The following is a 20,021-nucleotide window of genomic DNA, read 5'->3' on the forward strand; positions in this document are numbered from 1 at the left end:
GGTCACGCATCATAATCGACGGTGACCGAGTCCGAAACCGGAAACGACTGGCAGGTCACGACGAAGCCGGCGTCCACTTCGGACTTCTCCAGCGCGAAGTTGCGCCGCATGTCCACCTTTCCGGACAGCACCTTCGCGCGGCAGGTGCCGCACACGCCACCTTTGCAGGCAAACGGAAGGTCCGGTCGTACGCGTTGGAGGCCGTCGAGAATACGCTCGTCGCGCGGCACTGGCACCACCGTGGAGCGACCGTCCAGCAAGACGGTCACTTCGCTCACCGGTCCGTCGATGATCGGATCGTCGTGATGAGCTGGTTCCGGCGGTGCCTCCTCGACGAAGAACAGTTCCTGGTGGACGCGGGTTTCCGGCACGCCGAGCTCACCGAGCACGGCCTGCACGTCGGTCACCATCCCGTACGGTCCGCACAGCCACCAGTGATCGACCGCATCGACATCCATCAGCAGCGGCAACAACGTACGCACCTTCTCGGCGTCCAAGCGACCGGTGAACAGCTCAGCTTCTCTTGGCTCGCGCGAAAGTACGTGCGCCAGCTCAAGTCTGGTCGGATAGCGGTCCTTGAGATCGGCCAGCTCGTCGGCGAACATCACGGTGTCGGTCCGCCGGTTGCCATAGAGCAACGTGACCGTGGTGTCCACATTGGACAGCAGCGAGGCGGCCATCGACAGCATCGGGGTGATGCCCGAGCCGGCGGCGATCAGCACGTGCTGGCCGGCGGCCCCCAGCTCAGGGGTGAAGGATCCGGATGGCGGCAGCACCTCGATCTCGTCGCCAGGCCGGACATCTCTGACCAACCAACGAGAAAACAGGCCGTCCGGCACCTCACGCACACCGATCCGCGGTGCGCTGCCGGCCGGCGAGCAGATCGAGTACGAGCGCCGTTCCTCACGTCCGCCGACCATTCGTCGCAGTGTCAACGACTGGCCGGGGCGGAAGGCGTACGCCTGCGCCAGCTCTTCGGGGACGGCGAACGTCACAGCGGCCGCATCATCGCAGAGCGGCTGCACCATCGACACCGTCAAGGGATGAAAAGTGCGCATCAGATCTCCTTGACGTGCTCGAAAGGCTCCGCGCACGACCGGCAGCGGTGCAGCGACTTGCACGACGTGGAGCCAAAAGCCGAGATCAGTGCGGTGTCGGCCGAGCCACACAGCGGACACCGGACGGCACGTACGGTCGGGCCGAGCGTCAGCGGCACCGGACCTTTCTTGCGTGGCCCGGAAACTCCTGGCGGCGCGATGCCGGCATCGACGAGTTTGCGGCGACCGCCAGCGCTGATCCAGTCGCTGCTCCACGCCGGCGACAGCGCGACCTTGACCTCGACATCGGCATAGCCGGCGTTGTGCAGCGCGAAAACCAGGTCGTCGCGCATCGCGTCCATCGCCGGACAGCCGGAGTAGGTCGGCGTGATCGTGACGACGACCACGTCGCCGTCGACCGAGACGTCACGCAGGACGCCGAGATCGGCGAGCGTGAGCATCGGCAGCTCGGGATCGGTGACGGTTTCCGCGACATCTCGCGGATCCGCGAGGGTCGTCACCATGTTGCCTCCGGATGTGCGCGCGCGACGCTCTGCAACTCGGCGAGGAGGTAACCCATCCCCTCGGTGTGGATGCCGTCGCGGCCGGCCATGCCGGCCACCTGAGCCAGCGGCGGCACGTCCGGCAAAGTGAGGGTCGCGGCCGACAACACCTGCTCGATGACGGCGTCGAACTCCGCGCGCAGCGTCGATGGATCGACCGCCACACCGGCCTCGGTGAGCCTGCGCTCGACCGGATGTGCCTGGAACAGCTCGGAAACCAGCGGCCACACGGCATCGAGGCCGGCCTGCATGCGCTCATGCGACAGCTCGGTGCCGTCGCCGAGTCGGATGACCCAGCCGGCCGCATAATCGCGGTGATACCTCACTTCCTTGACGCCCTTGGCGGCCACCGCGGCGAGCACCGGATCGCGTGACTCCGACAGCCGGTCGAGCAATGCCAGCCGGTACGCCGAAAACACCAGCAACCGGGCCATCGAGAAGGCGAAGTCGCCGTTGCGGGCCTCGACCAGTCGTACGTTACGGAAGTCGCGTTCCTCCCGGAAGTACGCGAAAGCGTCCTCGTCACGGTCGCTGCCGTCCGCTTTTCCGGCCCGTGCCAACAGAAGCCGCGCCTGACCGAGCAGGTCGAGGCCGATGTTGGCGAGCGCGACCTCGTCCTCCAGCTCCGGAGCGTGCGAGCACCACTCCTGCAGCCGGTGCGAGGCGATCAGCGCGTCGTCGCCGAGCATCAGGCAGTATGCGGCCAGGTCGGCGCCGTCCACATCGGACGGTATGGTCGTGTCGAGGCCGGCCAACGGGTCGACGAAACCCGTGCCATAGGCCCAGCGGGCCTCGTCGTTGTCCTCGGAGATCGCCTCGTAGGCGTTGTCGAACCCCATCACATGTGTGGCACGTTGTCGGGGATGTCGTAAAAAGTGGGATGGCGATAGACCTTGTCCGCCGCCGGAGCGAAAAACGGATCCTTCTCGTCCGGACTGGATGCGACGATGTCGCTGGCGGGTACGACCCAGATGCTCACGCCTTCGTTGCGCCGCGTGTAAAGATCGCGCGCGTTTCGCACCGCCATCTCACCGTCGGCGGCGCGCAGCGAGCCGACGTGCACGTGGTTGAGACCACGCTTGCCACGGACGAAAACCTCCCACAATGGCCAGTCGCTTTTCACGCCGCGACTCCCTCCGCGTGTTTGGCCGCATAGGCGGCCGCGGCCTCGCGGACCCACTCGCCGTTGTCGTGCGCGCTCTTGCGATGCGCGATCCGCTCGGCGTTGCACGGCCCGTTACCGGAGACGACCTGCTTGAACTCGACCCAGTCGATGTCGCCGAAATCGTAATGATTCCGATCGGCATTCCAGCGCAGCTCCGGGTCCGGCAGCGTGACGCCGAGCGCCTCGGCCTGGGGCACCGACATGTCCACGAACCGCTGCCGCAGCTCGTCATTGGTGTGTCGCTTGATCTTCCAGGCCATCGACTGCGCGGTGTTGGTCGAGTCCGCGTCCGGTGGACCAAACATCATCAGCGATGGCCACCACCACCGATTAGTGGCGTCCTGCACCATTTTCCTCTGCGCGTCGGTGCCGCGCATCATCGTCATCAGCAGCTCGAAACCCTGCCGCTGGTGAAAGGACTCTTCCTTGCAGATCCGGATCATCGCGCGTGCGTATGGACCGTACGAGCTGCGGCACAGCGGCACCTGGTTGCAGATCGCGGCGCCGTCGACGAGCCAGCCGATGACACCGACATCGGCGTATGTCAGCGTCGGGTAGTTGAAGATCGAGGAGTATTTCTGCCGGCCGGTGATCAGCCGCTCGGTCAGGTCCTGCCGGTCGGCGCCGAGCGTCTCCGCCGCGGAGTAGAGATAAAGGCCGTGCCCGGCCTCGTCCTGCACCTTGGCCAGCAGGATCGCCTTGCGCCGCAACGAAGGCGCGCGGGTGATCCAGTTGCCTTCCGGCTGCATGCCGATGATCTCAGAATGCGCGTGTTGCGCGATCTGCCGGATCATCGTCTTGCGATAGCCGTCCGGCATCCAGTCACGCGGCTCGATCCGCTGCTCCGCCGCGATCGTGGCGTCGAAGTGTTCTTCCAGAGAAGTCATGATTTGGCAACCAAGGTCAGTACGTCGTATTTCGCCACCGACGAGCCGTCCTGCTTGGTCACGTCGGCATCCCAGCGCACCTCGCCATAGTCGGCGTTTTCCCGCGGGGTGATCTGCTTGGCGGTCAGCGTCACGGTCAGCTCGTCGCCCGGATAGACCGGGGTGAGGAACCGCAGGTTTTCCAGGCCGTAGTTGGCAAGGACAGGCCCTGGCCGCGGCTCGACGAACAGGCCGGCGGCCAGTGAGACCACCAGATATCCGTGCGCGACAATGCCGCCGAACAACGGATTGGCCGTGGCGGCTTCCTCATCGGTGTGAGCGTAGAAAGTGTCACCGGTGAACTCGGCGAAATGGTCGATGTCGGCCAACGTGACCGTGCGTGGACCGGCGACAACCGCGTCGCCGACGCGAAGCTCGGCGAGGCTTTTGCGGAACGGATGTACGTCGTCGGTCCTGCGCTCCGCGCCTGCTATCCACTGGCCGGTGACTTTCCCGAGCACCGCTGGACTTCCTTGCACCGCCGTACGCTGCATGTAATGCAGCACACCGCGCATGCCGGCCATTTCCTCGCCGCCGCCGGCACGACCAGGACCACCGTGCACGAGAGCCGGCAGCGGTGAGCCGTGACCGGTCGACTCGGCGGCGTCGGTGGAGTCGAGCACCAGCAGGCGGCCGTGCCACGGTGCCGTGCCGGTGACGACCTGGCGAGCGAAGTCGGCGTCGGCGGTGACGATCGAGCCGGCGAGACTTCCCTTGCCGCGCGCGGCAAGACCGATCACCTGGTCGGCGGACGCGTACGGCAGCACCGTGCTCACCGGACCGAAAGCCTCGACCTCGTGTGGTGCGGCCGAATCCGGGTCGTCGCAGCGGATCAGGATGGGGGAGATGAACGCGCCGCGCTCCGGGTCCGCGTCGACCAGCTCGACGTGCTCGGGGTCGCCGAACGCCAGCTTTCCGGCCTCCAACAGGGATTTCAGCGACCGGCGGACTTCCTCTCGCTGCTCCAGACCAGCCAGCGCACCCATGCGTACGTCCTTGTTGGCCGGGTTGCCGACGGTGACTTTGGCCAGCCGCTCGGAAACCGCGGCGACCACGTCGTCGACCAGCTCTGCTGGCACGAAAGCACGGCGGATCGCGGTGCACTTCTGTCCGGCCTTGACCGTCATTTCGGTCACGAGTTGTTTGACGTACAAGTCAAACTCGGCGGTGCCCGGGGTGGCGTCCGGTCCGAGGACCGACATGTTGAGCGAGTCGGCCTCTGCGTTGAACCTGACCGCGTTGCGTACGACCACCGGATGCGCGCGAAGCCGAGCGGCGGTGGACGCGGAGCCGGTGAAACCGACGAGATCCTGCTCGGTCAGGTGGTCGAACAGGTCGCCGACGCCGCCGCAGACGAACTGCAGTGAGCCCTCCGGCAGGATGCCGGAGTCGACGATCAGCTCGACGAGTTTCGCGGTGAGATAGGCGGTCAGGCTGGCCGGCTTGACCAGACTCGGCACACCGGCGAGGAAGGCCGGCGCGAACTTCTCCAGCGGTCCCCAGACCGGAAAGTTGAACGCGTTGATCTGCACCGAAACTCCGTGCAACGGCGTGCAGATGTGCTGGCCGAGGAAGGTGCCGCCGCGGCCGAGCGGCTCGACCGCTCCGTCGACGTAGACGGTGTCGTTTGGCAACTCGCGCTTGGCTTTGCTGGCATATCCCAGCAAAACGCCGAAACCGCCGTCGATGTCGAACTTCGAGTCGAAGAGCGTGGCACCGGTCTGCGTGGAGACGGCGTACAACTCTTCGCGGTGCTCGCGCAAATGCGAGCCAAGTGCCTTGAGCAGCGCCGCGCGTTGGTGGAACGTCAGCTCGCGCAACGCCGGACCACCGACCCGCCGGCCGTAGTCGAGCGCGCCGGCCAGGTCGACGCCGGCGGAGGAGATCCGTGCGACTTCGGCGCCGGTGACCGCATCGTGCAGCGGTGTCCCGGCGTCGGTCGGTTCATACCAGTTTCCGGCCACATAGCTGCGCAACGGTGCCATCCGACCCGGCCTCCCGATTCCGAATTACTGACCGTCCGTTCGTTCAGTAGATGCTACCCTGAGCCGGTGCTGGAGGGAACCGGAGACGCATCTGGACTGGTCGGCGCGGCGGCCGTGCGGCGGATGATGGCCGAGGACCGGGCGTCCGCCGGCCTCGGCATCGAGCTGGTGGAGCTGTCCGCCGGCCGTGCGGTCGCGCGAATGACGGTCAGACCGGACATGGTCAACGGTCACGCGATCGCACATGGCGGCCTGGTCTTCACGCTGGCCGACACGGCTTTCGCCTGCGCGTGCAACTCGTACGGACCCGTCACGGTTGCCGCCGGTGCCGACATCACCTTCGTCGCATCGGCAAAGCAGGGCGACGTGCTCACCGCAACCGCACAGGAACGCGTTTCGTACGGCCGAAGTGGCGTCTACGACGTCACGGTCGTGCGGGCCAGCGGGGACGTCATTGCGGAGTTTCGCGGCCGCAGCAGGCAACTCAGGGAGAGTGCGGGATGAGCACGAGGTGGGACGACGCCGAGCGGATGTCGATCGACGAGCTGCGTGCCACGCAGCTCGAGCGTCTACAGTGGACACTGCGACACGCGTACGACAACGTGCCGGCCTATCGGCGCAAGTTCGACGCGGCCGGCGTGCATCCGGACGACTGCCGGTCGTTGGACGACCTCGCCCGTTTTCCGTTCACCAGCAAGCAGGATCTGCGCGACAACTATCCGTTTGACATGTTCGCGGTGCCGATGGAGCAGGTGCGCCGCATCCACGCGTCCAGCGGCACGACCGGCCGGCCGACCGTTGTCGGTTACACCGAGCAGGACATCGACACCTGGGCCACGGTGATGGCCAGGTCGATCCGCGCCGCCGGCGGCCGGCCAGGCGACCGCGTGCACGTGGCGTACGGCTATGGTCTTTTCACTGGCGGCCTCGGCGCGCACTATGGTGCGGAAAAGCTTGGCTGCACGGTGATTCCCATGTCCGGCGGCATGACCGCGCGGCAGGTGCAGCTGATCAACGATTTCAAGCCGACGGTCATCATGCTGACGCCGACGTACATGCTGACGATGATCGACGAGTTTGCGAAGGCCGGCCTCGACCCGCGAGAAAGCTCGCTGCGGCTCGGCATTTTCGGCGCCGAGCCGTGGACCGACGAGATGCGCAAGGAGATCGAGGAGCGCGCCGGCATCGACGCGACCGACATTTACGGCCTGTCCGAGGTGATCGGGCCCGGCGTCGCGCAGGAATGCCTGGAAACCAAGGACGGTCCGCACATCTGGGAGGATCATTTCTATCCGGAGGTCATCGACCCGGTCACCGGCGAGATCGCCGAGGAAGGCGAGCTGGTCTTCACCTCGTTGACAAAGCAGGCGATGCCGGTGATCCGCTATCGCACCCGCGATCTCACCCGGCTCCTGCCGGGCACCGCGCGGCCGAGTTTTCGCCGGATGGAGCGGATAACCGGCCGCACCGACGACATGATCATCCTGCGTGGCGTCAACCTCTTCCCGACCCAGATCGAGGAGCTGCTGGTGCCGATGGCGGGCCTCGCGCCACATTTCCAGCTGGTGCTCACCCGGCCGGACCGGATGGACGAGCTGACCGTACGTGTCGAGGCGCGTCCGGAGGCGTCGAGCGAGGCTCGCGAGCTGGCCGGCAAGGAGTTGGCGCAACAGGTGAAGGATCGAGTCGGCGTGAGCGTACGCGTGGCGGTCGTCGACCCCGACACTTTGGAACGCTCGATGGGAAAACTGCGGCGCATCATCGACCAGCGATGACGGCCGCGACCCGCCGGGGACGGCCCGGCTATGACCAGGAGTCACTGCTGCGCGTGGCAGTGAAGGTTTTCAACGAGCGCGGCTATGACGGCACCAGCATGGAGGACCTGTCCCGCAAGCTCGGCATCACCAAGTCGGCGATCTATCATCACGTCGCCAGCAAGGAGGAGTTGCTGCGGCTCGCGCTGGACCGCGCGCTCGACGGATTGTTCGCCGTGGCGGCCGAAGTCGAGGCCGCGGACGGGCCGGCGATCAACCGGCTGGAGCGACTCGTACGCGGCAGCGTCGGTGTCCTCGTCGAGCAGCTGCCGTTTGTCACCTTGCTCTTGCGCGTACGCGGCAACACCAAAGTCGAGCGCGCCGCACTCGCACGACGCCGCGAATTTGACCATCTCGTCACGGATTTGGTCAAGCAGGCCGCGGCGGAAGGCGACGTGCGTCCGGACGTCGACCCGGCGGTCACCGCGAGGTTGCTTTTCGGCCTCGTCAACTCGCTGATCGAGTGGTACAGGCCACGGGGCGGCCTGTCTGGCGACGAGTTGGCCGACGTCTTGTCCAAAGTCGCCTTCGACGGCCTTCGATCGCGGTAGTTCTTACGCGCGCGTGCGCGCGCGAACGCCGTTCCGGGCCGGCGCGCTCGGCGGAAACCGGCGGTGGGGGCGGAAAAGTCAGGGCTGACGGATATGGTTATGCTCTGCGGCGATGGGGATCGACTTCAGTCCGTAACGAGGAGACGGAATGTCGGTCTTGGGGACAAGCGCGGATCCGATGCGTGACGTGTTCAACCGCGGTCGCGTGCTGGGTCGAATGGAAGGCCGTTTCGAGGGTCGGTCGCAAGGGGTCGTCGAGCTGCTGACGGCGTTGGTGCTGTTGCGTTTTCACGAGGAGACGGACATCGAGGCGAGCGCTCGCCGCATCGCATACCGGTTCCGGGACGCCGATCCCGGTCATGTCGCGCGGAGTTTCCTGGCCGCCGGCAGCTCGGAGAATCTCGCCGACGATCCGTTCGAGAAGGCCGCCGGGACGCGACGGCGGCCGACGCTGCTGGAGCAGACATACGACGACGGCAATTTCGACGGCTGGGTCGAGGCGTCCGAGGACCTGTTGGAGGCCCTGCTGCAGTCGCGTTTTGGTGACGACGCGCAGATCCCGCGCGCCGCGCGCCGGCTCGCCTGCCTCACGCCGGCCAATGCCGTCGCGGCGGTGGAAAGCTCCAGCAATGTCGGCGAGCTGTTGGCCATCCCGATTCCGGAGCCGCCGCCGGAGGCGGTTTCCGGGGTGGAGAGGCTGATGTCCGAGCGTCGCAAGGTGATGATCGTCGAGGAGCTGACCGAGCGTTTCGGTGCGCAGGCGGTGCTCGCGCGGATTGACGACATCGGCCTGATCACGCATCGGCTGGCCCGGCTGGATTCGCGGTCGGCACTGGATGTGATCGCGAAGGCAACAGATCTGGATGTCATCCTGAGCGCGTTGCCTGGCCGCAATGTGGCCACCGAAGGCGAAGGAGCCGACATCGTCGAATGGATCCGCCGGACGACCAAAACACAGAAAACCTGAGCGTGGCCGTCTGCGGATGACGACTGCGGCGGTCGTCGTGGATCCGGAATCATGGATGGATGGATGGATGGAGAGGTGCGATTCGCGCTGGCCGGTCAAGCGCGGCTGTGGGCGTCCGCCTGAGTGGGGGAGAGCGAGGCGAGATCGCGGCGGAAGCGGCGGTTGAGGACGGTCAGCACGGCGGCCAGGGCGAGTGCGGCGGTGGTGATGAGCATGACGGTGATGACATCGAGTTTGCCGCTCTCCTCCAGCAATATGCCTGTGAGGAGTGAGAAAACCATGTTGTTGCCGGCGTGCGCGATGCTCGTCGGCCAGATGCTGCCGCTCCGTACGCGGATCCAGGCCAGCAGGATTTCCTGAAACTGGAACGAAACCGTCCAGACGAGCAGGCCGAGCGTGACGTTGGTGAACTCGATGTAGCCGAGGAAAGCCAGCGGATAATGCCAGATCGCCCAGATCAGGCCGGTCGCGATGACCGACAGCGCCGGCCGGTCGGTCCACAGGCGCAGCCGCAGATAGCTCGTCCAGCCAAACTCCTCACCCCAGTAGATCGGCGCGAGTAGTGGCGTCACCACCATCAGGATCGCGAGGCAGGCCCAGCCGGGCAGGCCAGGCACGAGGTGGTCCAGAATGCTGAGATCGAAACGCCACAGGCCAACGACCGCGGCGATGACGACCGCGACGACGGCCAGCGCGAGCGGACCGAGCCAGCTGATCAGATACCACCGTAGGTTGCCACGCCAGCGAAAACGCAGGCCGGCGTCGGCGAAGCCTTCCTTGGTCACCCATTTTCGCACGACCACCGCGGCGATCGCCGGCGAGAAGGCCCACGGCAGCTGGACGAGCGGATTGACCAGCGACAGTCCGAGCCACAGATGCGTACCGAACATGCCGGCCCACGCGAACCCGAACGAGATGGCCAGAAATGCGAGGATCCCCTTGGTATTTTTCGACACGCCACCAGCCAAGCCGAGCGCGGCGGCGCGCACATCGTTGCCAGGCAGCAGATCACCGGTAGAGCCAGCCATACCTGACAGTTGTCACAACGAAAAGCCCCGCGCCGAAGACCGGAGCGGGGCCGTTCGTCGTACGGTCAGCGCGTTTTGGCGAGAGCTAGGAACGCGCTCCACTGCGAGGTGGTGAACTGGAGGACGGCTGACGACTCGCCGAGCTTGGAGTCGCGTACGAGAATACGATCGGTCGCGTCGGCAACCTCAACGCAGTTGTCACCGCTGCCACTGCGGCTTGACTTACGCCACATGTGCGAATTGAGCATCCGTCCTCCCTAGGCCGGTCAGAGTCTGCGTGCTGCAGTCTTTAGACGCTCCAACGATTCATCCGGAGCAAGCGCTGCTGCACGGACGTGATCGAAGACCGTTGAGTACGCCTCGATTTCATCCGCTTCCTCGAGATAGAGAGCGCTGCCACCCATGGCCTCGATGTAGACCAACGGAGCGTCCTTTGGATCGGCGAAATCGAGAATCGTGAACGGTCCGTCGAGACCGGCATGTGCCTGCGCGTCGAAAGCAAGGACCTGGATGTCGACGTTCGGAAGCTGAGCCACCTCGGTCAGGCGTATGAGCTGTGCGCGCATGACGTCTGGACCGCCAACTGCTCGATGCAATATGGATTCGTCGAGGATTACCCAGTATTTCGGCGGTGCTGACTGCGTCAGCAGCTCCTGGCGCCGCAGTCGTACCTCGATCCGCCGCTCGATCTCCTCGTCCGTGGCGATTGGCTTGATCGCGCGAGTCATCGCGCGCACGTATGCCTCGGTTTGCAGGAGTCCAGGCACGAGCTGGACCTCGTACGTCCGAATCTTCGACGCTTCGCTCTCGAGTCCCACGTACGATCCGGCGAGTACGTCCTGGTAGCCCTGCCACCAGCCTTTCTTCTTGGCCTGCTTGGCGAGATCGACCAGCGCCTCCAGCTCGGCGCCCTCGACACCGCAAAACTCCAGGTAGTCGCGTACGTCCCGGGAAGTCACGTTGACCGATCCGGCCTCGATGCGGCTGATCCGCGACGGATGGCACTCCAGCTTCTCGGCGACCGCCTCGGCGGTGATGCCGGCGGCCTCGCGGTGTTGGCGCATCTCGGCGGCAAGCCGGCGGCGCTTGACGGTCTTCGCCTTAGCTACGGGCACAGCTGTCAGTCTGCCGCACTCGTGGTCTTGCGCGCCAGTCGGTTCCGGGTTGTTCATCCTCTTACGCATCCTCTCGTAAACGACACGTGGAGCGCAACTTGCGCAACACGCTCTGTGGTGGCATGCTGCCACTGGTCACGGAAAGCAGCAAACCGACTGTGAGGAGTGAGCGACCTCGATCTCCGGTGGCCCGCAGATGCAATGGCGCTGTGCGGGTTGCCGGCCTGACGACCAACCCGGCCGGCGGGGAATCCTCGATCCCCATCGTCACCCCGCCGGCCGGGTTGGTCCTTTTACTGGTACGCAAGGAGCTCGATGGTGCGGAACGACCCGCCGCAGCGGGTTTTCCGGGATTCCGCGAAAAGCTTGGCTAGCTACACCGCGGTGGTCGGGATTGTCTGGCTGGTGGCCACCTTTTTCTCGCGCTGGATCCCGCCGTGCAGGGTGGTCGTCACGATCGCCAGCTGGATTTTCCCCGGAATGCTCACCATCACTTTGGGCATGATCGGGGCGGCCATAGGAGCCTGGATCGGCGCCGGAAAGCCGCGCCGGCAGGACGTACGCAGGCAGTGCGCGCGTGACCTGTTTTTCCTGACGTACGATCTGACCGGAGCGCAGATCCTGGCCGGATATGCGCTGTCGGTGTACGCGTTCCGGCAGCGGTGGCTGGCCACTCATCTGACCTACACGGCCTATCTGCACGTACAGCTCGCAGCCGTGGATCTCAGCGACGCAAGGAAAGCTCCGCCGCCGTGTCCGCCAGAACGGCGAATCGTGCAGGCGGCATCGCGGCTGCACCATCTCACCAGGACTGATCGGCCCACGGATGCGCGGCGCGCGGAGCTCATCGAGCTGGCGCACTCGATCGCGGCCGACGGTCCGCCTACGCGCGCATCCGACGCGGAGTTGTTGCGGATCGGCGTGTCATTGCTGGAAATCGCACAGGCGACCATCGACGGCATCCGCGTGACGCCGGAGCTCACCGCGCGGGTTTCGGCTTATCTGGCAACGGCTTCCGAATGCCTCACCGACGCGCGGGCGCTGTGGTCGTTGCTCGGCACCGAAATCGGCGAGGACCGGCTGGCGTACGACGAGTTCGCCGCTCGCCGACAGTTTCCGGAGCTGCCCGGTTGGACCCCCGGGATGACCGTGCCCTGATCCCTATACTGATGCGGAGCGTGAACGCGCCCCGACGGCAGGTTTACTTCTGATGCCGAGCATCATCGTGCCGGTCGGCTTCGACAACGGTCCGCGCTACCCCGCGGACTCGTCCGAGACGTTCTACTACGAGTTACTGAGCGGTGAGGATGCTGTAGAGGTTCCAGAAGAGGCTTACCGGGTGGGCTTTGACTTTTCCAGACCTGGAGTCGCACCAACAGCTGACGTTCACCCGGGACAAGCTCGCATCGTTGGCGGCGAATGACCGGTCTGAGGTCTCGACAAAACACGACGTGGTCGATCAGCTCGTACGATCGGGCCTGCTCGCGGAGTACGAGCCAGACACAGCCTCGGCGATCAAGTTTCTTGAGCAGCGCCGCATCGCACCGCTTGCGCCTACCTCCAGCCGGCATGACCACGCTGCCGGTTTTCAACCGACGACTGCCAACTGGTGCTCATCGGCGGAGTAGACCGAAACGGCAAGGGCTGGACCTCAAGAACGCCGAGGTCCAGGCGAAGTACGACAAAGGATTGCCGCAACGCTCGCAAGGACAGTTGGCGTGACACGCGCTTGCGTACGCTGCTGACCGCAGGCGTCGGCATCGGCGCAGGTCTCGTCGCCTCGGCGGTGGCGCGGCTTTCCGGAGCTTTGCCGGCCGGTTTTGTTGGCTATGTTTCGTCCTCCTACCAAGCCGTCATCGCCGGGTTGTCGACGAATCCGATTGGCCAGTTCGTCGTCGACAACGCGCCGACGATGGGACCGGTCGTCACGGCTAGTGCGATCGCCGGCTGGGTTTCCTACCGTGCTGCTGGCCGTAAGGCGAAGCGGGAAGCGTTGGAGACGGACGCCAAGGCGACCGAGGAGCGGGATGCACTGGTCAGGGACGGCATCGATCCCGACGAACATCCGTTGCGTGCGGCGAAAAGACTCGCCGACGAGGTCGCGGCGCAGCGTACGCAACGAGGTCCGGACGCGGCCGACGTCGAGCGTCGCCATCAGGAGCTCATTGCCGAGCTGCAGCGCCAGCACGGAGAGACACTCACGGCTATGCAGCGCCAGTATGGGGCCGTCTATCAGCAGCAGCAGGCGGAAATGGCCGCGATGCAGCAGCAGACGATGGGCATGCAACAGCAACACGCCGCCGATCTCGCCGGCCTACGGCAGGAACTGTTCGACCTGAGGCAGCGGACGGATACCGGGCCGCGGCGACAACAGTCGGCCGGTTCGCAACTGCCGCCGGAGTTTCCGGTGAAGCCGGGCCTGTTCAGGCGGGTGGTTCGACCCGGCTCGATGCGCGAGTACGAGGCGAAGCAGGTGGCCTGGACGCGTTGGGAGGCTGACCGTGCTCGCCAACAGCAGGCACAACAGCAACCGGCGCAGGCAGTCCCCATGCCGCCACAGGACACCGGTCAGGCGGCGCCGAGTTGGGGGCCTGCGCAGGGGCCAGCCAACTATCCGTCAGGCCCGCGCGGTGGAGCCGCACCGGAACACCATCCGGGCGTGCGCCAGCAAAACCAGCAAGCAATGCAATACCAGCAGAGCCGGCACGCCCGGCGGCCGCAACAGTAGTAGCTACCAGAAGCGGCCGGCGCTTGGCTGGATTTGGCCGCCGTCGACGCAGATGTTGGCGCCGGTGATGCCGGAAGCGCGGTCGGACAACAGAAAACACGCCACGTCGGCGACCTGCTGGATGTCGACCAGGCGGCCGGCCGGGAAGTCCTGCTCGGCGAAGGCGGCCAGCCGGTCCGGAAACCGCTCACCGAAACTTTCCCAGCCACCGCCGGGAAACAGCGTCGAGCCAGGACTGAGCGCGTTGACCCGGATGCCGCGCCGGCCGAGCTCCTGCGCCAGTGTCGCGGCCAGGTGGATCTCGGCCGCCTTGGTCGAGGCGTACGACGAGGACGGTCCCGGCTTCCAGCCGGTGATGGACGAGACGATGACGACCGAGCCGCCGCGCTTTTCCAGGTGTGGGGTGGCGCACCGTACGGCGTGCGCCGCGTGCAGCACGTTCAGCCGATAGGTGTGTTCCCAGTCCTGGTACGAAGAATCGAGCAGGCTGCCGCCGACCGAGCCGCCGGCGTTGGCGACCAACAGGTCCAACCGTCCACTGTGGTCAGTCGCCGCCTCGACCGCGGCGGCCAGCTGTTCCGGCACCGTGACGTCGGCCACCACGCCGTGCAGGGCCTCGGCCTGGCAGACCTGCCGTAAATTTTCCTGGTCTCGTCCGCAGACCGTCACCGAGACGCCTTCGGCCGCGAGCGAACGAGCGATGGCGAGGCCGATGCCGCGGGTGCCGCCGGTGACCAGGGCCGCCTTTCCGGTCAGTCGCAAATCCATCCCCGAACCGTACACGGGTGACGTTTCGGAAGCCGGGGTTTACCCGCCGACCGACTGGGTATGGCCTTGTCATGCCTATTATTCTTCTCGTACTGGTATTGGTGGTGCTGCTCGGCGCGGGTGGCTTCGCCTGGAACGTGCTCTGGTATCTGGCCGCCGCGCTGCTGATCGTCTGGATCATCGGGTTCTTCGTCCGGATTGCCGGCGGGACACGCTGGTATCGGTGGTAGTGGCGCCAACGGCCCAGATGACCGTATTGTTAGCGCTCGCGTCCGGCCGCCGCTTCCCCTGACGGCCGGACGAAATCCTCTCTCCGCCCCGCACGGTCCACAATGGACAGTGTGGCTACGTCGTGGTGACGTAACCGAAATGGCATAGCGGCGCGGCACGATCGTACGCAAACTGGACCTTTTGCCCGCAGCGCGATGCCGATACGATCGCAAGCTCGGGGGGCTGGGAGGGCCGATCGTGACCGCGAGTTATCTCGACCTGGTGCTGCTTGCCGTCATGGTGCTCTTCGGCCTGAACGGCTACCTGCGCGGTTTCGTGGTCGGCGTGCTGTCCTTCATCGGCTTCACCGGTGGTGCGCTGCTCGGCCTGCAACTCGCGCCACTGCTGGCAAACCGGATCACCGATGTCGTCTGGCGGCTGGTGATCGCGCTGGTCACGGTGCTTCTGGTGGCGCTTTCTGGACAGGCGCTGGCCAACATCCTCGGCTCGATCGTGCGCGAAAAGCTCAAAAGTCGGCGGATCCGGGTGGTCGACAACGTGGCCGGCGCGGTGCTCTCGGTGATCGCGGTGCTGGTGGTCGGCTGGATGATCGCCGTGCCGCTGGGCACCGCGCCGCTGCCAGGCGTCTCCGCGCAGGTCCGCGACTCGGCGATCATCCCGGTCGTCAACAAGGTGATCCCGGCGCCTGCGCAGAAGGTCTACGCGTCCTTCGCGAGAAGCCTGGCCGCACGGGACGTCCCGGAGCTTTTCGCGCCGCTGACCATGTCCAAGCTGCCGGCGGTGCCGGCACCGAACCCGGCGCTGACCAGATCGCCGGCCGTGCAGGCGGCGCGCGCCTCGGTGCTCAAGGTGGAAGGCCAGGCGCCGGCCTGCGACCTGCAGCTGGACGGCTCAAGTTTCGTTGTCTCGCCACAGCATGTGCTCACCAACGCGCACGTTGTCGCCGGCGTGACCGCGGACCTGCACGTGGTCACGCCGGACGGCGTACGGATGCCGGCGCAGGTCGTGCGTTTCGACGCGGAGCGCGACCTGGCCGTCCTCTACGTCCCCCGGCTGACCGCGCCACCGCTGGTTTTCGTGCCAAACGCGGCAAACGGCGCGGACGCGATCGTGCTCGGCTATCCGATGAACGGACCGTACACGGCGACCGCCGCGCGCGTACGCGACCGCCGGTCGGTGCCGGAATTCAACCTGTACAAGCAAAAGACCGTCGTGCGTGAGATCTACACGTTGCGTACGTCGGTGCACACCGGCAACTCCGGTGGTCCGTTGATCGCGTCGGACGGTCGCGTCTACGGTGTCCTGTTCGCGATGTCGCAGGAGGATCCGGAGACCGGTTTCGCGTTGACCGCGGCCGAAATCAATCCCGCGCTGGTGGCCAGAGACAGCACAACGCCGGTCGGCACGGGGAAATGCGTCATGCGGTCCTGACGTCCGGCGACTGCCTGGCGGTGAACTCGTCGGCCAGGATCGCGTAGATGAACTGGTCCCACCACTCGCCTTTGACGTATGCGTATCGACGAAGATGACCTTCCCGGCGCATGCCGAGGCGTTCCAGCACCCGCACGGAGCCGGTGTTGCGGGGCTCGCAGCCGGCGCTGATCCGGTAAAGGTCAAGGCATTCGAAGCCGATCCGGAGCATCTCCGTGGCCGCCTCGGTCGCATAGCCGTTGCCCTGGTGGTCGGGGTGCACCATGTAGCCGAGGTCGCCTTGCCGCGACTGCTTGCTGGCCCACTTCAGCGAGACGTCACCGACGAACTCGCCGGAGTCAGGCAGGACGACGGCCAGGCCGAACCGGTCGCCTTCGGCTTCGAAGGCTCGCCGGCCGGCGCGGCGGCGCAGCGACTCGGCGGTCTCCTCTCGGGTTTTTGGCTCCCAGTACTCAAAACGCGCGACCTCGGGTCGGCGGGTGATGTCGTACAACGCGTCGAGGTCGGCCATCTCGAACGGCCGCAGCAACAGCCTTTTGGTGCGGAGCGGATAGTCGGGTGCCAGCATTTGGCCAGCGTACGTGTCGGTTGCCGGCACGTCTCGCGGTTTTTCACCGCCCGAAGGTTTCCGCAACCGACAAAGGAACGCGTCCATGGCCGCCGTGGCCGACGCTGACGGCCGGCATTGAGTTGTAGCGCAACATACGCCCGCCTGGACATCGCGCGGCGTGGCCGCTGCCGGCCGGTCAGGGCCAACGATGTCTCGGTTAACCTATGGCCCGCCGTCGTCGACCGAATCACCGGGTGGTGCCACCATGCGCAGAATTGGTCTCGTCCTTGTCGTCCTCCTTGGCTTACTCATCAGTCCAACGGCCGCGCACGCCACCGGCAGCGGCACCTGGAAAACGCTGGTGACGACCGGCGTCGGACCCAGCGAGCGGTCCGTGCCGGCGGTCGCGGGAGCGAGCAACAACTGGCTCTACGTTTTCGGTGGCGTGAAGGACGATTTCACCACCGGCACCAACACTTTCTACAACGACGCGTACGTCCTCGACGTGCGTGCGAGCCAGTGGAGGCAGATCCAGCCGACCAGCGCCGGTGGGCCGGCCGGTCGGGCTTTCGCCGCGAGTGCCACCACGCCGGACGCGAGATTCTACGTTTTCGGCGGATCGACGTACAACGACCAGGGCGGGGACTTCCACGCGTTCGACGATCTGTGGTCGCTTTCCGGTCGAGTGTGGACAAAACTCGCCAGCGGCCCGGTCGGCCGGTCCGGTGCGACGATGTGGTCGGCCGGCGGCAAGCTCTATGTCTTCGGCGGCATCGGCGCCGATTTCGCCACCCGCAACGACCTCTGGTCGTACGACATCGCGACGAACAAATGGCAGGAGGTGCTGCCAAACGGCGCCGCCGGCAACCCGCCGACGCGGCACGCGGCGCAGGCCGGTCCGGTCGCGGTGAACAACCAGCTGACTTTCTATGGTGGCGAAGGCGATCCGGCGCAGGGGTTTCCGGTGTTGGCCGACACCTGGCAGTTTGATGTGCTGCGGCAGCGATGGACCGAGGTCACGCCGGCCGTCGGCGACATCACTCCGGCGCGCAATTACGGCGCGGCCGGCGTGCTCGGTGGCGGACTTTACCTGCAAGGTGGCGATGTGCCCGGCGGCAGCGCCGGTTGTGGCGCGCCTTTCCCGCAGAATCCGACGAACGAGCTCTGGCGCTTCGACCTGACCAGCAGGACCTGGGACCAGCTCAAGCCGGCCGGTGAGCCGATGCCGCGGATCAAGCGGCACGCCGCCGGTGTGATCAACGGTCGTCTCTATCTGGTGTCCGGCTGGGACTTCTCGTGTCCCGGCGGCACCGGTCCCGGTCAGGTGTGGAACAAGAACACCTACGTTTTCACGCCGTAGTGGAGAAAAGCGGCTGGTCTCCAGGGGGATGCGTAGTGGAGACCAGCCGCTTGCCCCGTCCCTATGGTTGAACGCCGACGTTCAGCAGACTGATATCGCTGTAGACAGCGTGCATTTGCGCGCCGGTCACCTTCGATCCGACGATGTATACCGCCTTTTCGTAGCGCAGCGGGATGATCGCGCTGGCCTGCTGGACCTTCTCGTCGATCGCGGCCCACATCGGCTGCGCCTTGTCGAAGTTGGTCTCGCGTTGCGCGGCGTAGATGGCCTCGTTGATGGCCGGATCGTTGAGCTGCGCGTAATTCTGGTTGCCGGTCTTGGCGATCTGCTTGCCGTCGAAGAGCGGCCCGAGCACGGCGGCACCGGAGGACCAGTCGGCACCCCAACCGGCGTAGACCAACTCGTGCTCCTCTTCGGAACGGCCGGCCGTTGCGTAGAACTGCTTGCGGGGGATCGGGTTGGGGACGACGGTGACACCGATCCGGCCGAATGCCTCACGAATCGCGGCGGCCATCCGGTCGGTGGTCGGAGTCTGCGAATAGTCGAGTTTCACCGTACGCGGACAGGTCGCCGCGGCGGCCAGTGCCTGTTGTGCCTTCGCCACGTCACCTTCCGGTTTGCTGGCCAGGCCGTACGGGTCGATCTTCCGGTATGCCGTCAAAGTCGGTGCGACGATCGTGGTGGCGTAGTCACCGAAGCGCGGTCCGCCGAAGGCGAGCAGATACGTCCGCTTGTTCATCACGTACTGATAGGCCTGCCGGCACTTGAGATCCGGCACTTTCTTGGTGTTGATGGCCAGATACCAGACAAAGCCGGAAAGCCCGCTGACCGTGCGTTTGCGCAGCTGCGGACTGCCGAACACCTGCTCGGCCTGTTGCGCCTGCACCTGGGTGTTGCCGAAGGTGATCGCCTGCTGGTCCGGGCCGCGGTCGTTGATCAGCCGGTCGTTGATCACCGTGGCGTCCTGGCCGAACTGGATGTTGAAGGTGTCCGGCAGGTTTTTCCTGATCTGGTCCTGACTCTGGTCCCAGTACGGGTTGCGGACCAACACCAGGCTCTGGCCGATGACATGGCTCTTGATCATGTACGGGCCGTACGAGAATGGCTTCTCGTCGTATTTGGTCTTGGTGTCCATGTCTGCGCGTACGGCCGCGAAGATGCCCATCGTGACGGTGTAGTTGAAGTCGGCGACCGGCTGTTTCAGCTGATAGGTGATCGTGTCGCCGGTGCAGGTGACCGAAGGAATGCCGGCCTTCTGCTCGTAGATCCCCTTGTAGCTGTCGCCGCCTTTGAGAAACACCTTCTGGTAGGACGGGCCGTCGGTCAGCGTCGGCGCGAAGGACCTGTTCACACCGTAGCGAAAGTCCTCGCAGGTGACTGGTTTGCCGTCCTGCCATTTGAGATTCTTCCGGATGGTGAACGACCAGACCGAGGCGTCCGCGTTGTGCGTGCCGGTGGTGGTGGCCGCGTCCGGAGCGATGACGTTTCCGGCCACACCGGTGCGGTTGACGTACGAGGTCAGCGTCGGTGCGTAAAGCAGCGCGAGATGTTGTTGCGAGGCAACGTAGTTTCGCGCCGGGTCGAGGTGCTCGAACTCCGACTGCGCGAGCAGGTTGAGCGTGCCGCCGCGTTTGCCGGCGGTCGGCGCGCTCTGGTCACCCGGCGTGCCGCAGGCGCTCGCGAGCAGCGCGACGATCACGCCAAGCGCGAGCAACCTGCGACGGTTGGGTCTTGTGGGCATGGAAAACTCCGCCTCCCGGTGAAATGCGTTGTGCCGGCCGCGGCTGTTCCCAGAGAATGCG

At 65.7% G+C, this 20,021-nt stretch carries 22 protein-coding genes; 10 read left to right on the plus strand and 12 right to left on the minus strand.

All coding sequences use genetic code 11. The features are described from left to right. Positions 1-2: 2 nt before the first annotated feature. Genes paaE through paaZ form a run of 6 tightly spaced genes read right to left on the minus strand, consistent with a single transcriptional unit; the run spans position 3 to position 5,676 of the window. Positions 3-1,058, minus strand: a complete 1,056-nt coding sequence (gene paaE, locus GNX95_RS24335; RefSeq protein WP_163509690.1) for a 1,2-phenylacetyl-CoA epoxidase subunit PaaE — start codon at positions 1,056-1,058, stop codon at positions 3-5. After that, complete coding sequence (gene paaD / locus GNX95_RS24340; RefSeq protein WP_163509691.1) at positions 1,058-1,561, minus strand: 1,2-phenylacetyl-CoA epoxidase subunit PaaD; 504 nt, start codon at positions 1,559-1,561, stop codon at positions 1,058-1,060. Before paaD ends, paaE begins: the two co-directional genes overlap by 1 nt. Continuing rightward, a complete protein-coding gene (gene paaC / locus GNX95_RS24345) occupies positions 1,555-2,442 on the minus strand; it encodes a 1,2-phenylacetyl-CoA epoxidase subunit PaaC (protein ID WP_222853855.1) in 888 nt (295 codons plus the stop codon). The genes paaD and paaC overlap by 7 nt, the downstream gene beginning before the upstream one ends. Continuing rightward, positions 2,439-2,723 carry a 1,2-phenylacetyl-CoA epoxidase subunit PaaB gene (gene paaB / locus GNX95_RS24350; RefSeq protein ID WP_163509693.1) on the minus strand — a complete coding sequence of 95 codons (285 nt, stop codon included), beginning with the start codon at positions 2,721-2,723 and terminating at the stop codon, positions 2,439-2,441. The genes paaC and paaB overlap by 4 nt, the downstream gene beginning before the upstream one ends. Next, positions 2,720-3,652, minus strand: a complete 933-nt coding sequence (gene paaA, locus GNX95_RS24355) for a 1,2-phenylacetyl-CoA epoxidase subunit PaaA (protein WP_163509694.1) — start codon at positions 3,650-3,652, stop codon at positions 2,720-2,722. Before paaA ends, paaB begins: the two co-directional genes overlap by 4 nt. Further along, entirely contained in the window at positions 3,649-5,676 is a 2,028-nt protein-coding gene (gene paaZ / locus GNX95_RS24360) for a phenylacetic acid degradation bifunctional protein PaaZ (RefSeq protein ID WP_163509695.1), read from the minus strand. The genes paaA and paaZ overlap by 4 nt, the downstream gene beginning before the upstream one ends. A gap of 123 nt (positions 5,677-5,799) precedes the next feature. Between paaZ and paaI the strand changes: the two genes are divergently transcribed. The 4 genes from paaI to GNX95_RS24380 all read left to right on the plus strand — a co-directional run bounded on the left by paaI (position 5,800) and on the right by GNX95_RS24380 (position 9,008). Beyond that, positions 5,800-6,180, plus strand: coding sequence for a hydroxyphenylacetyl-CoA thioesterase PaaI (gene paaI / locus GNX95_RS24365; protein WP_163510198.1), 381 nt, complete (start codon positions 5,800-5,802; stop codon positions 6,178-6,180). Beyond that, on the plus strand, positions 6,177-7,451 hold the full coding sequence (gene paaK / locus GNX95_RS24370) for a phenylacetate--CoA ligase PaaK (protein ID WP_163509696.1): 1,275 nt from the start codon (positions 6,177-6,179) through the stop codon (positions 7,449-7,451). Before paaI ends, paaK begins: the two co-directional genes overlap by 4 nt. Continuing rightward, a complete protein-coding gene (locus GNX95_RS24375) occupies positions 7,448-8,041 on the plus strand; it encodes a TetR/AcrR family transcriptional regulator (protein ID WP_163509697.1) in 594 nt (197 codons plus the stop codon). The genes paaK and GNX95_RS24375 overlap by 4 nt, the downstream gene beginning before the upstream one ends. A 148-nt stretch (positions 8,042-8,189) precedes the next feature. Next, positions 8,190-9,008 carry a hypothetical protein gene (locus GNX95_RS24380; protein ID WP_163509698.1) on the plus strand — a complete coding sequence of 273 codons (819 nt, stop codon included), beginning with the start codon at positions 8,190-8,192 and terminating at the stop codon, positions 9,006-9,008. Positions 9,009-9,103: 95 nt separating this feature from the next. Here the strand turns inward: GNX95_RS24380 and GNX95_RS24385 are convergent, their stop codons facing one another. From GNX95_RS24385 to GNX95_RS24395, 3 genes are all read right to left on the minus strand, one after another. Continuing rightward, on the minus strand, positions 9,104-10,036 hold the full coding sequence (locus GNX95_RS24385) for a CPBP family intramembrane glutamic endopeptidase (RefSeq protein ID WP_163509699.1): 933 nt from the start codon (positions 10,034-10,036) through the stop codon (positions 9,104-9,106). A gap of 65 nt (positions 10,037-10,101) precedes the next feature. Then, positions 10,102-10,284: a DUF397 domain-containing protein gene (locus tag GNX95_RS24390; RefSeq protein WP_222853856.1), complete on the minus strand. Its 183-nt coding sequence runs from the start codon at positions 10,282-10,284 to the stop codon at positions 10,102-10,104. A gap of 18 nt (positions 10,285-10,302) precedes the next feature. After that, positions 10,303-11,151, minus strand: coding sequence for a helix-turn-helix domain-containing protein (locus GNX95_RS24395; protein WP_163509700.1), 849 nt, complete (start codon positions 11,149-11,151; stop codon positions 10,303-10,305). Positions 11,152-11,466: 315 nt separating this feature from the next. Here GNX95_RS24395 and GNX95_RS24400 point away from each other — a divergent pair, with 315 nt between their 5' ends. The 3 genes from GNX95_RS24400 (at position 11,467) to GNX95_RS24410 (ending at position 13,879) form a co-directional block, all read left to right on the plus strand. After that, positions 11,467-12,309 (plus strand): hypothetical protein, encoded by an 843-nt coding sequence (locus GNX95_RS24400; RefSeq protein WP_163509701.1) that lies wholly within the window; start codon positions 11,467-11,469, stop codon positions 12,307-12,309. A gap of 52 nt (positions 12,310-12,361) precedes the next feature. Next, positions 12,362-12,574 carry a hypothetical protein gene (locus tag GNX95_RS24405; protein WP_163509702.1) on the plus strand — a complete coding sequence of 71 codons (213 nt, stop codon included), beginning with the start codon at positions 12,362-12,364 and terminating at the stop codon, positions 12,572-12,574. A 306-nt stretch (positions 12,575-12,880) separates the two neighbouring features. After that, positions 12,881-13,879, plus strand: coding sequence for a hypothetical protein (locus tag GNX95_RS24410; protein ID WP_163509703.1), 999 nt, complete (start codon positions 12,881-12,883; stop codon positions 13,877-13,879). Between the two features lie 3 nt (positions 13,880-13,882). Here GNX95_RS24410 and GNX95_RS24415 read toward each other — a convergent pair whose 3' ends face one another. Further along, positions 13,883-14,647, minus strand: coding sequence for an SDR family NAD(P)-dependent oxidoreductase (locus GNX95_RS24415; RefSeq protein WP_163509704.1), 765 nt, complete (start codon positions 14,645-14,647; stop codon positions 13,883-13,885). Between the two features lie 71 nt (positions 14,648-14,718). On the opposite strand from GNX95_RS24415, the gene GNX95_RS24420 reads away from it, so the two are divergent. Together GNX95_RS24420 and GNX95_RS24425 are read left to right on the plus strand one after the other, a co-directional pair. Continuing rightward, the gene (locus GNX95_RS24420; RefSeq protein WP_163509705.1) at positions 14,719-14,877 is read left to right on the plus strand and encodes a hydrophobic protein; all 159 of its coding nucleotides are present in this window, start codon (positions 14,719-14,721) and stop codon (positions 14,875-14,877) included. 238 nt (positions 14,878-15,115) lie between these two features. Next, positions 15,116-16,309, plus strand: a complete 1,194-nt coding sequence (locus GNX95_RS24425) for a MarP family serine protease (protein WP_163509706.1) — start codon at positions 15,116-15,118, stop codon at positions 16,307-16,309. Here the strand turns inward: GNX95_RS24425 and GNX95_RS24430 are convergent. After that, on the minus strand, positions 16,296-16,877 hold the full coding sequence (locus GNX95_RS24430) for a GNAT family N-acetyltransferase (protein WP_163509707.1): 582 nt from the start codon (positions 16,875-16,877) through the stop codon (positions 16,296-16,298). The two genes, GNX95_RS24425 and GNX95_RS24430, sit on opposite strands and share 14 nt — an antisense overlap. 247 nt (positions 16,878-17,124) lie before the next feature. Here GNX95_RS24430 and GNX95_RS24435 point away from each other — a divergent pair, with 247 nt between their 5' ends. Continuing rightward, positions 17,125-18,219 carry a Kelch repeat-containing protein gene (locus GNX95_RS24435; RefSeq protein ID WP_163509708.1) on the plus strand — a complete coding sequence of 365 codons (1,095 nt, stop codon included), beginning with the start codon at positions 17,125-17,127 and terminating at the stop codon, positions 18,217-18,219. Between the two features lie 61 nt (positions 18,220-18,280). Here GNX95_RS24435 and GNX95_RS24440 read toward each other — a convergent pair whose 3' ends face one another. Beyond that, positions 18,281-19,960, minus strand: coding sequence for an ABC transporter substrate-binding protein (locus GNX95_RS24440; RefSeq protein WP_163509709.1), 1,680 nt, complete (start codon positions 19,958-19,960; stop codon positions 18,281-18,283). Positions 19,961-20,021: the final 61 nt, after the last annotated feature.

It is taken from the genome of Fodinicola acaciae (assembly GCF_010993745.1).
GTDB classification, from domain to species: domain Bacteria; phylum Actinomycetota; class Actinomycetes; order Mycobacteriales; family HKI-0501; genus Fodinicola; species Fodinicola acaciae.

Bases quoted from the DNA above. Each gene is read 5' to 3' on its own strand.
- paaE (WP_163509690.1), bottom strand. From the start codon at position 1,058: ATGCGCACTTTTCATCCCTTGACGGTGTCGATGGTGCAGCCGCTCTGC.
- paaD (WP_163509691.1), bottom strand. From the start codon at position 1,561: ATGGTGACGACCCTCGCGGATCCGCGAGATGTCGCGGAAACCGTCACC.
- paaA (WP_163509694.1), bottom strand. From the start codon at position 3,652: ATGACTTCTCTGGAAGAACACTTCGACGCCACGATCGCGGCGGAGCAG.
- paaZ (WP_163509695.1), bottom strand. From the start codon at position 5,676: ATGGCACCGTTGCGCAGCTATGTGGCCGGAAACTGGTATGAACCGACC.
- paaI (WP_163510198.1), top strand. From the start codon at position 5,800: ATGATGGCCGAGGACCGGGCGTCCGCCGGCCTCGGCATCGAGCTGGTG.
- paaK (WP_163509696.1), top strand. From the start codon at position 6,177: ATGAGCACGAGGTGGGACGACGCCGAGCGGATGTCGATCGACGAGCTG.
- GNX95_RS24375 (WP_163509697.1), top strand. From the start codon at position 7,448: ATGACGGCCGCGACCCGCCGGGGACGGCCCGGCTATGACCAGGAGTCA.
- GNX95_RS24380 (WP_163509698.1), top strand. From the start codon at position 8,190: ATGTCGGTCTTGGGGACAAGCGCGGATCCGATGCGTGACGTGTTCAAC.
- GNX95_RS24385 (WP_163509699.1), bottom strand. From the start codon at position 10,036: ATGGCTGGCTCTACCGGTGATCTGCTGCCTGGCAACGATGTGCGCGCC.
- GNX95_RS24390 (WP_222853856.1), bottom strand. From the start codon at position 10,284: ATGCTCAATTCGCACATGTGGCGTAAGTCAAGCCGCAGTGGCAGCGGT.
- GNX95_RS24400 (WP_163509701.1), top strand. From the start codon at position 11,467: ATGGTGCGGAACGACCCGCCGCAGCGGGTTTTCCGGGATTCCGCGAAA.
- GNX95_RS24405 (WP_163509702.1), top strand. From the start codon at position 12,362: ATGCCGAGCATCATCGTGCCGGTCGGCTTCGACAACGGTCCGCGCTAC.
- GNX95_RS24415 (WP_163509704.1), bottom strand. From the start codon at position 14,647: ATGGATTTGCGACTGACCGGAAAGGCGGCCCTGGTCACCGGCGGCACC.
- GNX95_RS24420 (WP_163509705.1), top strand. From the start codon at position 14,719: ATGCCTATTATTCTTCTCGTACTGGTATTGGTGGTGCTGCTCGGCGCG.
- GNX95_RS24430 (WP_163509707.1), bottom strand. From the start codon at position 16,877: ATGCTGGCACCCGACTATCCGCTCCGCACCAAAAGGCTGTTGCTGCGG.
- GNX95_RS24435 (WP_163509708.1), top strand. From the start codon at position 17,125: ATGCGCAGAATTGGTCTCGTCCTTGTCGTCCTCCTTGGCTTACTCATC.
- GNX95_RS24440 (WP_163509709.1), bottom strand. From the start codon at position 19,960: ATGCCCACAAGACCCAACCGTCGCAGGTTGCTCGCGCTTGGCGTGATC.